Origin of the sequence: Sporosarcina sp. UB5 (genome assembly GCF_050859005.1) — a bacterium.
Taxonomy (GTDB): Bacteria; Bacillota; Bacilli; order Bacillales_A; family Planococcaceae; genus Sporosarcina.
This window is the reverse complement of sequence record NZ_CP125984.1, coordinates 2,976,114-2,990,513: the sequence shown is the minus strand read 5'-3', so window position 1 is coordinate 2,990,513 and position 14,400 is coordinate 2,976,114. Positions and strand designations below refer to the sequence as shown.

Here is a 14,400-nt window from a genome sequence, read left to right as displayed (position 1 = left end):
ACAAACGATGGCAATTTATATTAATAAAGATACAAAAGTGATTGTACAAGGTATTACTGGCGCAACAGCACTTTTCCATACAAAGCAGATGCTTGAATATGGTACGAAAATCGTCGGCGGTGTAACACCTGGTAAAGGTGGAACGGAAGTTGAAGGAGTACCTGTCTTCAATACGGTTGAGGAAGCCGTAAAAGCAACAGGTGCAAACGTTTCGGTCATCTACGTTCCAGCTCCGTTCGCTGCGGATGCAATTTTGGAAGCTGTTGATGCGGAATTGGATATGGCAATCTGTATTACAGAACATATTCCGGTTCTTGACATGATTAAAGTGAAGCGTTACATGGAAGGTAAGAAAACACGCCTTGTTGGACCGAACTGTCCAGGTGTCATTACATCTGACGAGTGTAAAATTGGTATTATGCCTGGATACATCCATACGAAAGGCCATGTAGGCGTTGTATCTCGTTCAGGGACATTGACGTATGAGGCTGTTCACCAACTATCTCAAGCAGGCATCGGACAAACGACTGCTGTTGGAATCGGTGGAGACCCTGTAAATGGCACAAACTTTATCGACGTACTAAAAGAATTCAACGAAGACCCAGAAACATATGCGGTCGTCATGATCGGAGAAATCGGTGGTACGGCAGAAGAAGAAGCTGCTGAATGGATTAAAGAACATATGACAAAACCGGTTGTTGGTTTCATCGGTGGACAAACAGCACCTGAAGGAAAACGTATGGGCCATGCTGGTGCAATCATTTCCGGTGGTAAAGGAACAGCTGCTGAAAAAATTAAAGCACTTAACGCTGCTGGAGTTGAAACGGCAGACACACCATCTGTTATTGGGGAAACATTAATTAAAGTGATTAAAGAAAAAGGTCTTTACGAAAAATGTAAAACTCATTGATGAACAGTACGGCATGCAGGTAAAACTGCATGCTGTTTATTTACATAGTTAAAAACAAGGAGGAATCACGTGAAACTAACTGACGTTGATGAAAGACTGCTCGCCTTGCACTATGTCTATCCTGCTCCATTTAACAAACTAGCTGGAATGTTGAAGATGGACCCCGATCTTCATCATCTGTTCAATTATCGCACAGACAATCTGGCGAGAATGCTACAAATCCCCATGTCAAAAGCAATCCAATTGAATGAACAGCTGAAACGGCATGAACAAACCCCTTTTACTCTTCTTTATCAACGCGAGAAAATTATTACTATCCCATATACAAATCCGGCTTATCCTGAACAATTAAAATGGCTTGTCGATCCTCCGACAGTCCTCTATATGAAAGGTGATTTGACAATATTGAATGCTTTATTGAAAGTGGCGATTATCGGTTCAAGAAAAGCGACCGAGTATACAAAGAATGCGCTTTCATTTATTGTCCCTCCGCTAGTCGATTGTGGGGCGGTCATTGTTTCCGGACTAGCAAAAGGAGCGGATACGATGGCGCATGAGTCAGCTATCCACTTTGGCGGGAAAACAATTGCGGTCCTTGGACACGGATTATTCCATCTATATCCGTATGAAAACAAAGGTCTTGCGGAAAAACTATCTGAACATCACCTGTTGCTGACGGAATATCCTCCATATATGAGACCTGCCAAATGGACCTTCCCTATGAGAAATAGAATTATTAGTGGTTTGTCGAAATCTGTCATCATTACAGAATCGGAAGAAAAGAGTGGTACAATGAGCACGGTCGATCATGCACTTGAGCATGGAAAGGCGATTTATGCCGTCCCTGGACCGATTACATCGACTTTATCGCTCGGTCCCAATAAATTGATTGAACAAGGTGCGAAACCTATCTGGAGCGGCTTCCAGGCGATTGAAAACAGCTTATTCCACTAAAGGGGAATCGTTCCTTTTATTGAAAAGGTTGATTTTAAATCAAATCTGTTATACATTTTGCAACAGATATTCTTTTACTACCGGCTTCACCGGAAACCGGAAGGGCGATAACAAAAAAGACAAAGCCCATCAGGTATGTAAAAAGGGAACCTCTATGAGGAGGAACATGAAAATGGCAGATTATTTAGTAATTGTTGAGTCGCCAGCCAAGGCGAAAACAATTGAGCGTTATTTAGGGAAAAAGTATAAGGTTCGTGCTTCCATCGGGCATTTAAGGGATTTACCGCGCAGCCAAATGGGTGTGGACACTGAAAACAACTATGAACCGAAATACATTACGATCCGCGGAAAAGGCCCTATATTGCAAGAACTGAAAAAAGAGGCTAAAAAAGCGAAGAAAATCTTTCTCGCGGCTGACCCCGACAGGGAAGGGGAAGCGATTGCATGGCATTTGGCGCATCAACTAGGTGTTGATATCCAATCCGACTGCCGCGTCGTTTTCAATGAAATTACAAAGGATGCCATCAAGGAATCTTTCAAAAGCCCAAGACCAATCGATATGAATCGTGTGGATGCTCAACAGGCAAGAAGGATATTGGATAGACTTGTAGGCTATAATATTAGCCCGATTCTTTGGAAGAAAGTGAAGAAAGGATTGTCCGCGGGGCGTGTGCAATCTGTAGCTTTACGATTGATCATTGACCGGGAGAATGAAATTAAGGCATTCATCCCTGAAGAATACTGGAGCATTAGCGGACAGTTCAGTAAAAATGGGAAAACATTTGAGGCTTCTTTCTACGGAAATGCATCAAAGAAAATGAAGTTGGAAAATAAACAGCAAGTCGATGAAGTTTTATCTAAAATGTCAGGCGATGAATTTGAAATCGTCAACGTCGTTAAAAAGGAACGAAAAAGGAATCCGGCATCGCCATTTACAACGTCTTCCTTACAGCAGGAAGCAGCTCGGAAATTAAATTTCAGGGCACGAAAAACAATGATGCTTGCCCAACAGCTATATGAAGGGATTACTATCGGCAAAGAAGGCATTGTCGGTCTCATTACGTATATGAGAACAGATTCCACTCGTATTTCAGAAGGGGCAAAAGGAGAAGCTGTTTCCTTCATCGAAAAAATGTACGGCAAGGAGTTCGTCGCAACATCAAAAGCGAAAGCGAAGGAGTCAGCGAACACGCAAGATGCGCATGAAGCTGTTCGACCAACGTCAGTCATGCGACCGCCTGAAGCGATGAAAGCATACTTATCGCGTGATCAGTACAGGCTATATAAATTGATATGGGAGCGATTCGTTGCAAGTCAGATGGCTCCTGCTGTGCTTGACACGGTCACGGCGGATTTAATGAATGGTGATGTTAAATTTAGGGCGACGGGCTCTGAAGTGAAGTTCCCCGGTTTTATGAAAGTTTATATTGAAGGGGAGGACGATCGAGAAGAGGAGAAAGATCGCATTTTACCTCCCCTTGAAAAAGGCGAAAATGTAAAAGCGAGCGAAATCGATCCGAAGCAGCATTTCACCCAACCACCACCAAGGTATTCAGAAGCGCGTCTCGTCAAAACGCTTGAAGAACTCGGAATCGGTCGTCCGTCAACGTATGCACCTACACTCGATACGATACAAAAACGAGGGTATGTCACGTTGGATGCCAAGCGATTTGTTCCGACTGAGCTTGGAGAAATTGTCCATCAGGCAGTTACTCAATATTTCCCTGACATTATAAACATTGAGTTCACTGCCGAAATGGAGAAAAGTCTTGATGATGTCGAAGAAGGGGAAATCCAATGGGTCCAAGTCATCGATGAGTTTTATAAAGAATTTGAGAAACACGTTAAAGTCGCTGACGAAGAGATGGAGAAAATTGAGATCAAAGACGAGCCAGCCGGCGAAGATTGTGAGAAATGCGGTTCGCCGATGGTATTTAAGATGGGCCGGTACGGAAAGTTTATGGCTTGCTCAAATTTCCCGGATTGCAGAAATACAAAAGCAATTATTAAACCAATCGGAGTCACATGCCCATCGTGTAAGGAAGGGCAGGTCGTCGAAAGAAAGAGTAAAACGAAAAGAATTTTCTTTGGATGTGACAAGTATCCTGAATGTGAATATGTATCTTGGGATAAACCGATTGCAAGGCCTTGTCCGAAATGTCAAAACACATTAGTTGAAAAAAGGTTGAAAAAAGGTGTGCAAATTCAATGTACGGACTGTGACTACAAAGAGGATGCACAAGAATAACTAGATAGAAAAGAGGTTGGCCGAATGACACCTATCGTAAATGTCATCGGAGCGGGACTTGCAGGCAGCGAGGCGGCGTGGCAAATCGCCTCGAGGGGTGTTAACGTTCGTTTATTCGAAATGAGGCCCGTAAAGCAAACTCCTGCACATCATACGGATAAGTTTGCGGAACTTGTCTGTAGTAATTCATTAAGAGCCAACAACTTGACGAATGCAGTAGGGGTTATTAAGGAAGAAATGCGCAAGCTCGATTCCCTTATAATAAGTGCTGCTGACAAATGCGCTGTCCCTGCTGGAGGAGCACTTGCAGTTGACCGCCACGAATTTGCGGGTAATGTGACAGAGAAAATTAGGAACCATCCGCTAATTGAAGTTATAAATGAAGAAGTGACAGACCTGGACGGAATGATGGAAGGGATTACTGTCATTGCAACGGGTCCTTTAACTTCACCTGCATTGGCAGAACGCATTCGGGAGTTGACAGGAGAGGAATATCTCTATTTCTACGATGCTGCCGCTCCGATTGTAGAGAAGGACTCTATCGATATGGATAAAGTGTATTTGAAATCTCGATATGATAAAGGCGAAGCCGCCTATTTGAATTGCCCGATGAATGAAGAGGAGTTCAGACGTTTCCATGAAGCGCTAATTAATGCGGAAGTGGCTCCTTTGAAAGAATTTGAAAAAGAAGTGTATTTCGAAGCGTGTATGCCAGTTGAAGTGATGGCCCGCCGTGGCGAGAAAACTCTTCTATTTGGGCCGATGAAACCGGTCGGACTAGAAGATCCGAAAACAGGCAAACGCCCGAAAGCAGTCGTTCAATTGCGACAAGACGATGCTGCTGGTACTTTATATAACATCGTCGGGTTCCAAACCCATATGAAGTGGGGGGCACAAAAAGAAGTGCTTCAACTCATACCGGGCCTCGAAAACGTTGAAATTGTAAGGTACGGAGTTATGCATAGGAACACATTCATTAACTCGCCACGTGTTCTAGACTCAACGTACCAACTGAAGGAAAATGGCAACATCCTCTTTGCAGGTCAAATGACTGGCGTCGAAGGATATGTCGAATCTGCCGGTTCTGGATTAATTGCAGGAATTAATGCAGCAAACTTAGCATTGGGCAAAGAGCCAATTCGATTTCCTGTGGAGACTGCATTAGGAAGTATGGCTAGATACATTACGGAAGCAGACTCTAAAAATTTCCAGCCGATGAATATCAACTTCGGATTGTTCCCTGATCTCGGGGAGCGAATTAAATCCAAAGTCGAACGAGCAGAGAAACATGCTGAGCGAGCTTTCAAAGCATTAGAGCAATTCCAATCAGCAGTACAAGTATAAAGGCAAGCTGCACATGACGGAAAGTTTCCGCGTCGTGCAGCTTTTCCACTGTATTGCAGTGGAAATTGAACATTTTGTGTCAAAAACTCGATAAATTTAAAATGACATAAGGCGATTCTGTTGCCGAAACAATATAGTTTACGTTATAGTGAATCGTGGACGACTTTTGAATTTCCGAATTAGTCCCCCTATTCGATTAATGATGGAAAACAAGTGGGAGCAAAAAAAGAAAAAATAACCACTATTCAAATATGTTTCAATCTTGTTATAATTGACGGAGTGATTCATATGGGGGTGAAGCACTTGCATCGAATTGACCCACACACAGTTCTTGATGAATATGTATCCTTTATACGTCTGGAAAAGAACTATTCATCACGAACGGTTTCGGAATATTGCAATGACATTCGCGAATTCTTCTCCTTTTTGTCTCGAGAGGGTATTGCTGATCTAAATGATGTCGAATATGCTCAAGCAAGATTGTACATAACTACATTATTCGATAAAGAATTAGCAAGGAAGACAATCTCGAGGAAGATTTCGTCGATTCGCTCTTTTTATAAGTTTGGGAATGCTCGATTCGGGATAAATGATAATGCATTCCGTTTATTGCACCATCCAAAGAAGGAAGAACGGCTTCCGGCTTTTTTTTATGAAGAGGAATTAGAATCGCTTTTTGAAGCGTGTGACGGTGAAGATCCAAAATCATTGCGAAATCACGCGCTTCTTGAATTGCTTTATGCCACAGGAATCCGGGTAAGTGAGCTTACATCCATCGAATTGGGTGATGTCGATAATTCCCTCGGCATTGTTAAAGTGATGGGAAAAGGCAGGAAGGAGCGCTACGTCCCGTTCGGTAGCTTCGCCCAGGATGCACTTGAATCCTATATGGAAAAAAGTCGTCCTATTTTAATGAAACAGAAAAAGCATCAATCACTGTTTGTTAATTTACGTGGTGATCCGATTACGGACAGGGGTGTCCGTCATGTGCTCAATGCGATGATGGAGGAAGCGGCCATCCACGGAAAAATCTATCCGCATATGCTCCGCCATTCTTTTGCAACTCATCTGCTGTCGAATGGTGCGGATATGAGAACCGTACAAGAATTGCTAGGCCATAGCCATTTATCTTCAACGCAGGTGTATACGCATGTCACGAAAGAACATTTGCGGAAAACGTATATGAAAACACATCCGCGGGCTTAGGAGGGTGAACTGATGGAATTTCATTCTACAACGATTTTCGCCATCCGGCACAATGGTGTTTGTGCGATGTCGGGAGATGGCCAAGTAACAATGGGAGAGTCTGTTGTTATGAAACATACTGCTAAAAAAGTGAGAAGGCTTTTTGGTGGTAAAATAATTGCGGGGTTTGCAGGGTCAGTAGCAGATGCATTTACGCTATTCGATCTATTTGAGGGCAAACTAGGCGAATTTAATGGTAATTTGGAGCGGGCCGCTGTCGAGCTTGCGAAAGAGTGGCGAGGCGACCGGATATTAAGAAAGCTGGAAGCGATGCTACTCGTTGCTGACAAAGAAAGGCTTTTGCTCGTTTCGGGAACTGGAGAAGTGATTGAACCGGATGACGGCGTGCTTGCAATTGGGTCTGGTGGAAATTATGCACTGGCTGCAGGGCGGGCGTTGAAGAAATATAGCGGGGATACACTTAACGCTGAACAGATTGCCAGGGCTGCACTAGAGACGGCTGCTGAACTATGTGTCTACACAAATGATCGGATAATTGTGGAGGTACTCGAATGAATAAAAAACGGGAAATGACCCCCCGCGAGCTAACCGCTTACTTGGATCGATACATTGTAGGGCAAGATGCTGCAAAGAGAGCGGTTTCCGTCGCTATTCGAAATAGGTATCGAAGAAGCCTATTGACAGAAGAAGAAAAAAGGGAAATTATCCCTAAAAACATTTTAATGATTGGACCGACTGGTGTTGGTAAGACTGAAATTGCGAGAAGAATTGCAAAGCTTGTCAATGCGCCATTCATCAAAGTGGAAGCAACGAAGTTCACCGAAGTTGGATATGTCGGTAGAGATGTCGAATCGATGGTGAGAGATTTAACAGAGGCTGCGGTTCGTATCGTTCGCGAAGATATGCGTGAATCAGTTATGGGCCAGGCGGAAAAGCTTGCAGAGGAGCGACTCGTTGAATTACTCGTTCCTGAGAAAAAGCGCAAAGTTAACATGCAAAACCCTTTTGAAATGCTTTTTGGTCAGAAGCCTGATGAGGATGACAAAAGTGATGAAGAAGCAGCGGACATTCGTCAGAAACGGTCGGAAATCGCCCGTCGTCTCGCTGCAGGTGAGTTGGAAGATGAGACGGTTACAGTCGAAGTCTCCTCTCAACAACCTTCCATGTTTGACGCACTGCAAGGTTCGGGAATGGAACAAATGGGTGCAAGTATGCAAGATGCACTATCGTCTTTAATGCCGAAAAAAATGACAAAACGTAAAATGAAGGTGAAGGATGCAAGAATAGTCCTTCAAGCCGAAGAAGCGGACAAATTGATTGATCATGATGAGATCGCAAGAAAATCCGTTGAACTAACTGAACAGTCCGGCATCATCTTCATTGACGAAATGGATAAGATTGCAAGTCGTGGGAGCAATGGTGGATCCTCTGCGGATGTATCAAGGGAAGGTGTCCAAAGAGACATATTGCCTATTGTGGAAGGTTCTACTGTAACGACGAAATACGGCCCGGTAAAAACGGATTTCATCCTTTTCATCGCGGCGGGCGCTTTCCATATGTCAAAACCGTCTGATATTATCCCGGAGCTACAAGGTCGTTTTCCGATCCGGGTGGAACTTGAAAAACTGACGAAGGAAGATTTCGTGCGGATTTTGAAGGAACCAGACTTTTCATTGATTAAGCAATATGAAAAACTTTTAGCGACGGAAAATGTCGAAATTGAGTTTTTGGAAGAAGCTGTCGAGAGGGTAGCTGAAATTGCTTTTGATGTGAATGACAACACTGAAAATATTGGTGCTAGAAGGCTGCATACGATTTTGGAAAAATTGCTTGAAGAATTATCGTATGAAGCTGCGGAAATTGGACCATCATCGATTAAGATAACTGTGGCATATGTCGATGAAAAGTTGAAAAACATCGTAAAAAACAAAGATTTGTCACATTTTATCTTATAATGAGAACGTTTTAGTTTATTTAATGATTGAAAAGCTTTAGAATATTCTTAAATACAAAAGGAACTATTAGGAGGAAACAATTATGTCTTTATTAACAAAAACAAGAAAAATTAATGCAATGTTGCAAGAAACAGCGGGTAAACCTGTAAACTTCAAAGAAATGGCTGAAAAATTAAGTATGGTTATCGAATGTAATGCATTCATCGTCAGCAGAAAAGGTAAATTGCTCGGCCTTGAAATTCACCAACAAATCGATAATGAGCGCATGAAGCAAATGTTCGAAGACCGTAAATTCCCTGAAGACTATACGCGTAAACTTTTTGAAGTGAATGAAACATCATCAAATATTGATGTATACAGCGATTACACGGTATTTCCTGAAGAAGAGCGTGAATTATTTAAAGCAGGACTTACAACGATCGTTCCAATTATCGGTGGCGGTGAGCGTCTTGGTACGCTAGTGCTAGCACGCCTACAAGAAAAATTCACGGAAGACGATCTTATTCTTGCGGAATATGGAGCGACAGTTGTTGGTATGGAAATCCTTCGTGAAAAATCTGAGGAAATCGAAGAGGAAGCACGTAGTAAAGCTGTCGTTCAAATGGCTATCAACTCACTTTCTTACAGTGAACACGAAGCAATTGAGCATATCTTCAAAGAGCTCGATGGCAATGAAGGCCTTCTTGTCGCATCTAAAATTGCTGACCGTGTAGGTATTACTCGCTCTGTTATCGTTAACGCATTGCGCAAACTTGAAAGTGCTGGTGTTATCGAGTCCCGTTCACTTGGTATGAAGGGAACTTATATTAAAGTATTGAACAACAAATTCCTTGAAGAACTTGAAAACCAAAAGAATTAATCTTTCCTGACACTTCGGCTATTAGTAGCTGAAGTGTCATTTTTTATTTTCCGGTGAATGAGCAAGAGGTATGAAGTTGAATTTTATGATATTGATTCGTTGAGTGATTAGTCCTAAGAACTACAATTTATACGGTTGCATGAATAAAAAAGGGTTGTTTTGTACTAATCCATTTTTAATTAATATGATAGACAACGTTCGTCAAAATCCGATACAATAGGATATGTGTTTAATTCGAAAGTTTTATAGAAATGAGTACATTCCAAATACATTCTAGTAATATTAAAGAGGTGAAATAGATTAATGAACATTTATGGTTCAACGATTGCGATGCTTGAGCGTGGTTTGAATTTTTCTTCGGCAAAGGGAAAAGCTGTATCGCAAAATATTGCAAATATCGACACGCCGAATTACAAAGCGAAACATGTCAGCTTCAAGCAGATGATGCAAGATGCCCAAAAGAAGCCAATCCATGCCTATCGGACGAATGAACTGCATTTTGATTTCTCTTCCAAAGTTTCACAATCGGGTACAGTTCGCCATGTTGATTTTAACTATCGACAAGACGGAAATGGAGTAGATATGGACAAGGAGCAAACAGATCTTGCTGCAAATCAAATTTACTATAATGCATTAGTCGATCGTCTTAATGGAAAATTTAACTCACTTCAGCATGTCATTAAAGGAGGTCGTTAATCATGTCTATCTTCCATAGTCTTAATACGTCCGCATCAGCTCTAACTGCCCAGCGACTTCGAATGGACGTAATTTCTTCCAATATGGCAAACATTGAAACGACGCGTGGGAAAATGGTCGATGGCGAATGGGAACCATATCGTCGAAAAACGGTCAATCTTCAACCGATGGAAGGACGCTTCTCTTCAATGCTGAATGCGGCGATTGGGAACCGAGATAGAAGTGCTGTCGGTTACGGAGTGACAGTTTCCCGTATAGAGGAAGATAATGAAACTCCTTTCAAGCTCGTGCATGATCCAACCCATCCGGATGCGAATGCCGAAGGGTATGTGCAAATGCCGAATGTAGATCCATTAAGAGAAATGATAGATTTAATGTCCGCAACAAGGTCTTATGAAGCAAACATTACAGTGTTAAATGCGAACAAAGCGATGCTTATGAAGGCTCTTGAAATAGGAAAATAATGTACTTGAAAGGGAGAAATGATTCATGCCGATTCAATCTATACGAAGTGCTAGCAACGTAGCGGGAATGATGAAAAACGACAAGGTCATTCAGTCAACGCCATTTGAGTCGCAGAAAAGCTTCGGTACAATGTTGAAAAACGCTATCCAGGATGTGAACGTCAAACAGACCGAATCGGATAAAATGACTGAGAAACTCATTTTAGGCGAAGATGTCGATTTACATAATGTAATGATCACTGCACAAAAAGCATCTATCGCATTGAATGCGACGGTGGAAGTGCGTAATAAGGTTATCGAAGCGTATCAGGAAATCATTAGAATGCCAGTATAATCTACTTCACTATCTATTATTGAAACTATACTCTTGATTATGTGAGCAGACCGGGGGATCAGAATGAAAGAAAGATTGACGAAAATTGGAACTGATTTGAAGCAGTTTTGGTCGAGTCGCACGAAACGACAAAAAACTACATATATCGGGTCCGCGGCTGCTGTCATTATATTTGCTGCAATGTTGACGTTTTTCATGTCAAAAACGGAATTTGTACCTTTGTACAATAACGTTTCACGTGCAGAAATCGGTCGTATTAAAGAAGAACTAGATGCTCAAGGTGTTCCGAGTCAGATTGCACCCGGAGGCACGTCCATTTTAGTTCCGAAAGAACGTGTTGATGACCTCCTTGTCACCCTTGCTGCAGAAGGTTATCCGAATTCGGGAACAATCGATTATTCGTTCTTCTCCAAGAACGCCGGTTTTGGCACGACGGATAATGAGTTTAATATTATTAAGCAAGCAGCTATGCAAACCGAATTAGCGAACCTGATTAAAGGAATTGAAGGCGTGCAAGATGCGAGCGTAATGATTACTTTGCCAACGCAAAGTGTTTTTTTAAATGAATCTATTCAAAACGCCAGCGCCGCAATTATGTTAAAGACAGAACCTGGACACCAGTTCACGGAATCACAAATTACCGCCTTATATAAGTTAGTGTCAAAGAGCTTACCTAATTTATCCACGGACGATATCCTCATTATGAACCAGTATTCCGAGTACTTTGATTTGAAGTCGTCTGAACAATCAATTGGTACGAGTATTGCCAATCAAATGGAATTGAAAAAGACAATTGAACGTGATTTACAAAGGAAAGTTCAGATGATGCTTGGTACGATGGTCGGTCAAGACAGAGTGATTGTTTCTGTTACGACTGATATTGATTTCAAGCAGGAAAACAGACAAGAGAATCTTGTCGATCGAGTAGATGAGGATCTTGACAGCTTAGCAATAAGCGTACAAAGGATAACAGAGTCGTTTTCCGGTAACGGTGCTATCGCAGGGGGACCGCCGGAAGCGCAAGACCCGACTGATAATCGAACGAATTTTGTTGAAGGGAATACAGCGAACGGGGATTATGACCGTCTAGAAGAGACGATAAATAATGAAGTGAACCGAATTCGAAAAGATATTGTTGAAAGCCCATACAAAATTCGGGATATCGGAATTCAAGTTATGATGGAGCCGTCTGACGGGGCTGACGTGGAAAACGACATCCGAAATATTCTCGGGACGATTATTAGGACTTCAATCGACAAAAGCTATGTTCCGACAAATGTTCCGGCCGACTATTGGGAAAGCAAGATTGCGATTTCTACACAAGTTTTTAATGGGAAAGTGACAGCAGCCCCTCAGCCGTCGCAAAATGTAATCCCTTGGTGGGTATATGCGGTTGGTGCGGCATTATTAGTCGTCGTTATCTTACTGATCGTTGCATACTTCCGTAAACGTAAAGAGGAACGCGAGAAGGAAGAAGAGATGATACTCGAAGAGCAACGTGAAGCGTTGTATGTGGAAGATATCAATATAGAGCAGGAAACGGAAGCGACCCTTCGCAAAAAACAACTTGAAAAAATGGCAAAAGACAAACCTGAGGAGTTTGCTAAGTTGTTGAGAACGTGGATTGCCGAAGATTGATAGGGGGATGAACAGTGGTAAGGAAAGATAAAGGAATGACAGGTAAGCAAAAAGCGGCACTCCTGCTCATATCGCTCGGGCCGGAAGTTTCGGCGGCCGTCTATAAACATTTAACCGAGGAGGAGATTGAGCGTCTCACATTGGAGATTTCCGGTGTGAAGAAAGTGGATGCTTCCGTCAAAGATGAAATTATCGAGGAGTTTCATAATATTGCGGTTGCACAGGATTATATTTCCCAAGGCGGAATTGGCTATGCCAAAACAGTGTTGGAAAAAGCATTAGGAAAAGAGCATGCCCAAGCAATTATTAATCGGCTAACTTCTTCATTACAAGTGAGACCATTTGATTTTGCAAGAAGGGCAGATCCTGGCCAAATATTGAACTTCATTCAAAATGAGCATCCACAAACAATTGCCCTTATCTTATCCTATCTTGAAGCCGAACAGGCGGGGATGATTCTTTCATCATTACCGCAAGAAATGCAGGCGGATATTGCAAAAAGGATAGCTACTATGGATTCTACATCCCCCGAAGTCATTAGTGAAATCGAGGCTGTTTTGGAACGAAAACTTTCATCGACAGTCACCCAGGATTTTACGGAGACGGGTGGAGTCGATGCCGTCGTGCAAGTGTTGAACGGAGTCGACAGAGCTACCGAGAAGACGATTTTGGATTCACTTGAAATCCAAGACCCAGAACTTGCGGAAGAAATTCGGAAGAGAATGTTCGTTTTCGAAGATATTGTCACATTGGACAATCGTTCCATTCAACGTGTTGTACGCGAGTGTGAAAATGAGGATCTCATCTTGTCAATGAAAGTTTCTAGTGAAGAAGTAAGGGAAATTCTCTTTAAAAACATGTCTCAGCGGATGGCAGAATCATTCCAAGAAGAAATGGAAGTCCTAGGCCCTGTGCGGTTGCGGGATGTTGAAGAGGCGCAGGCACGAATCGTCTCCATTATTAGGAGATTAGAAGATTCAGGTGAAATCATCATAGCCCGCGGTGGAGGGGATGACATCATTGTCTAGTTTTTTCCGTTCTTCCCGAACAATTTCAGAGAAAGACAACGTCAGGGAAATATCAATTCGTAACTTGAATTTACCTGTGGTCGATGAAAATCGAGAGGAAATCGCAAGAGAGGACCTTTTTAAAGAACGCGACCTGTTACTGAAAGAAGCCCGAAGGCAAATTGAAATTGAACAAGCAGAAATAGAACAAATGAGGCAAATGGCTCAAGAGGATATATCCGCTATGCAAGATGCCTGGAAGCAAGAGAAGGCGGAATTGGAACAACAAGCTTATGAAGAAGGGTTCCAAGTCGGCTACGAAGAAGGACGGAACAAATCGATATCCGATATGAGCGAATCTGTGAAGACAGCAAATGAAGTCACTGTTCAATCTAGAAATCATGCGCTGAAATACTTGGAAGAGCAAGAACGGGTCATATTGGAGATTGCGATGAAGTCAGCAGAACGGATTCTCGGAATAGCACTTGAAGACGATTGCGACTCATTCTTGTCGGTCGTGAAAAGGGGATTGAAAGAAGCGAGAGAAATGAAGGAAATTAAACTTTACGTTCCGGTTGCTCATTTTGAACTCGTCTCATCGAACCGTGCTGAACTCGCAGCAATTTTCCCGCCTGATGTCCCATTCCTCATTTTTGCTGATGATGATTTTGACAAGGGCGACTGTATTATTGAAACGAACCAAGGCCGAATTGTTGTCAGTTTAGATGAACAGTTGAACGAGCTCAAAGAGCGGCTTGTTGAAATGTTGGAAAGTGGGGACTGAC

At 42.5% G+C, this 14,400-nt stretch carries 14 protein-coding genes; all 14 read left to right on the top strand.

Annotated features, from left to right (window positions below; all coding sequences use genetic code 11):
* The first annotated feature begins 7 nt into the window (after positions 1-7).
* The 14 genes from sucD (at position 8) to fliH (ending at position 14,399) form a co-directional block, all read left to right on the top strand.
* Positions 8-910 (top strand): succinate--CoA ligase subunit alpha, encoded by a 903-nt coding sequence (gene sucD, locus QM454_RS15070; protein WP_432359363.1) that lies wholly within the window; start codon positions 8-10, stop codon positions 908-910.
* Positions 911-979: 69 nt separating this feature from the next.
* Positions 980-1,864, top strand: a complete 885-nt coding sequence (gene dprA, locus QM454_RS15065) for a DNA-processing protein DprA (RefSeq protein ID WP_432359361.1) — start codon at positions 980-982, stop codon at positions 1,862-1,864.
* A gap of 172 nt (positions 1,865-2,036) precedes the next feature.
* The gene (gene topA / locus QM454_RS15060; protein WP_432359359.1) at positions 2,037-4,112 is read left to right on the top strand and encodes a type I DNA topoisomerase; all 2,076 of its coding nucleotides are present in this window, start codon (positions 2,037-2,039) and stop codon (positions 4,110-4,112) included.
* Between the two features lie 24 nt (positions 4,113-4,136).
* Complete coding sequence (trmFO, locus tag QM454_RS15055; protein WP_432359357.1) at positions 4,137-5,456, top strand: FADH(2)-oxidizing methylenetetrahydrofolate--tRNA-(uracil(54)-C(5))-methyltransferase TrmFO; 1,320 nt, start codon at positions 4,137-4,139, stop codon at positions 5,454-5,456.
* Between the two features lie 288 nt (positions 5,457-5,744).
* The gene (gene xerC, locus QM454_RS15050) at positions 5,745-6,662 is read left to right on the top strand and encodes a tyrosine recombinase XerC (protein WP_432359355.1); all 918 of its coding nucleotides are present in this window, start codon (positions 5,745-5,747) and stop codon (positions 6,660-6,662) included.
* 9 nt (positions 6,663-6,671) lie between these two features.
* Positions 6,672-7,217 (top strand): ATP-dependent protease subunit HslV, encoded by a 546-nt coding sequence (gene hslV / locus QM454_RS15045; RefSeq protein WP_432364045.1) that lies wholly within the window; start codon positions 6,672-6,674, stop codon positions 7,215-7,217.
* Positions 7,214-8,617 (top strand): ATP-dependent protease ATPase subunit HslU, encoded by a 1,404-nt coding sequence (gene hslU / locus QM454_RS15040; RefSeq protein ID WP_432359353.1) that lies wholly within the window; start codon positions 7,214-7,216, stop codon positions 8,615-8,617. The genes hslV and hslU overlap by 4 nt, the downstream gene beginning before the upstream one ends.
* 82 nt (positions 8,618-8,699) lie before the next feature.
* On the top strand, positions 8,700-9,476 hold the full coding sequence (codY, locus tag QM454_RS15035) for a GTP-sensing pleiotropic transcriptional regulator CodY (protein WP_432359351.1): 777 nt from the start codon (positions 8,700-8,702) through the stop codon (positions 9,474-9,476).
* A 303-nt stretch (positions 9,477-9,779) separates the two neighbouring features.
* Positions 9,780-10,172, top strand: a complete 393-nt coding sequence (flgB, locus tag QM454_RS15030) for a flagellar basal body rod protein FlgB (protein WP_432359349.1) — start codon at positions 9,780-9,782, stop codon at positions 10,170-10,172.
* Between the two features lie 2 nt (positions 10,173-10,174).
* Complete coding sequence (gene flgC, locus QM454_RS15025; RefSeq protein ID WP_432359348.1) at positions 10,175-10,636, top strand: flagellar basal body rod protein FlgC; 462 nt, start codon at positions 10,175-10,177, stop codon at positions 10,634-10,636.
* Positions 10,637-10,661: 25 nt separating this feature from the next.
* Positions 10,662-10,970 carry a flagellar hook-basal body complex protein FliE gene (gene fliE, locus QM454_RS15020; RefSeq protein ID WP_432359346.1) on the top strand — a complete coding sequence of 103 codons (309 nt, stop codon included), beginning with the start codon at positions 10,662-10,664 and terminating at the stop codon, positions 10,968-10,970.
* A 63-nt stretch (positions 10,971-11,033) separates the two neighbouring features.
* Entirely contained in the window at positions 11,034-12,608 is a 1,575-nt protein-coding gene (fliF, locus tag QM454_RS15015) for a flagellar basal-body MS-ring/collar protein FliF (RefSeq protein WP_432359344.1), read from the top strand.
* Between the two features lie 35 nt (positions 12,609-12,643).
* Complete coding sequence (gene fliG / locus QM454_RS15010; protein WP_432364043.1) at positions 12,644-13,636, top strand: flagellar motor switch protein FliG; 993 nt, start codon at positions 12,644-12,646, stop codon at positions 13,634-13,636.
* Complete coding sequence (gene fliH, locus QM454_RS15005) at positions 13,629-14,399, top strand: flagellar assembly protein FliH (RefSeq protein ID WP_432359342.1); 771 nt, start codon at positions 13,629-13,631, stop codon at positions 14,397-14,399. The genes fliG and fliH overlap by 8 nt, the downstream gene beginning before the upstream one ends.
* The last annotated feature ends 1 nt before the right edge of the window (position 14,400 follow it).

Bases quoted from the DNA above. Each gene is read 5' to 3' on its own strand.
- sucD (WP_432359363.1), top strand. From the start codon at position 8: ATGGCAATTTATATTAATAAAGATACAAAAGTGATTGTACAAGGTATT.
- topA (WP_432359359.1), top strand. From the start codon at position 2,037: ATGGCAGATTATTTAGTAATTGTTGAGTCGCCAGCCAAGGCGAAAACA.
- trmFO (WP_432359357.1), top strand. From the start codon at position 4,137: ATGACACCTATCGTAAATGTCATCGGAGCGGGACTTGCAGGCAGCGAG.
- xerC (WP_432359355.1), top strand. From the start codon at position 5,745: ATGGGGGTGAAGCACTTGCATCGAATTGACCCACACACAGTTCTTGAT.
- hslU (WP_432359353.1), top strand. From the start codon at position 7,214: ATGAATAAAAAACGGGAAATGACCCCCCGCGAGCTAACCGCTTACTTG.
- codY (WP_432359351.1), top strand. From the start codon at position 8,700: ATGTCTTTATTAACAAAAACAAGAAAAATTAATGCAATGTTGCAAGAA.
- flgB (WP_432359349.1), top strand. From the start codon at position 9,780: ATGAACATTTATGGTTCAACGATTGCGATGCTTGAGCGTGGTTTGAAT.
- flgC (WP_432359348.1), top strand. From the start codon at position 10,175: ATGTCTATCTTCCATAGTCTTAATACGTCCGCATCAGCTCTAACTGCC.
- fliE (WP_432359346.1), top strand. From the start codon at position 10,662: ATGCCGATTCAATCTATACGAAGTGCTAGCAACGTAGCGGGAATGATG.
- fliF (WP_432359344.1), top strand. From the start codon at position 11,034: ATGAAAGAAAGATTGACGAAAATTGGAACTGATTTGAAGCAGTTTTGG.
- fliG (WP_432364043.1), top strand. From the start codon at position 12,644: ATGACAGGTAAGCAAAAAGCGGCACTCCTGCTCATATCGCTCGGGCCG.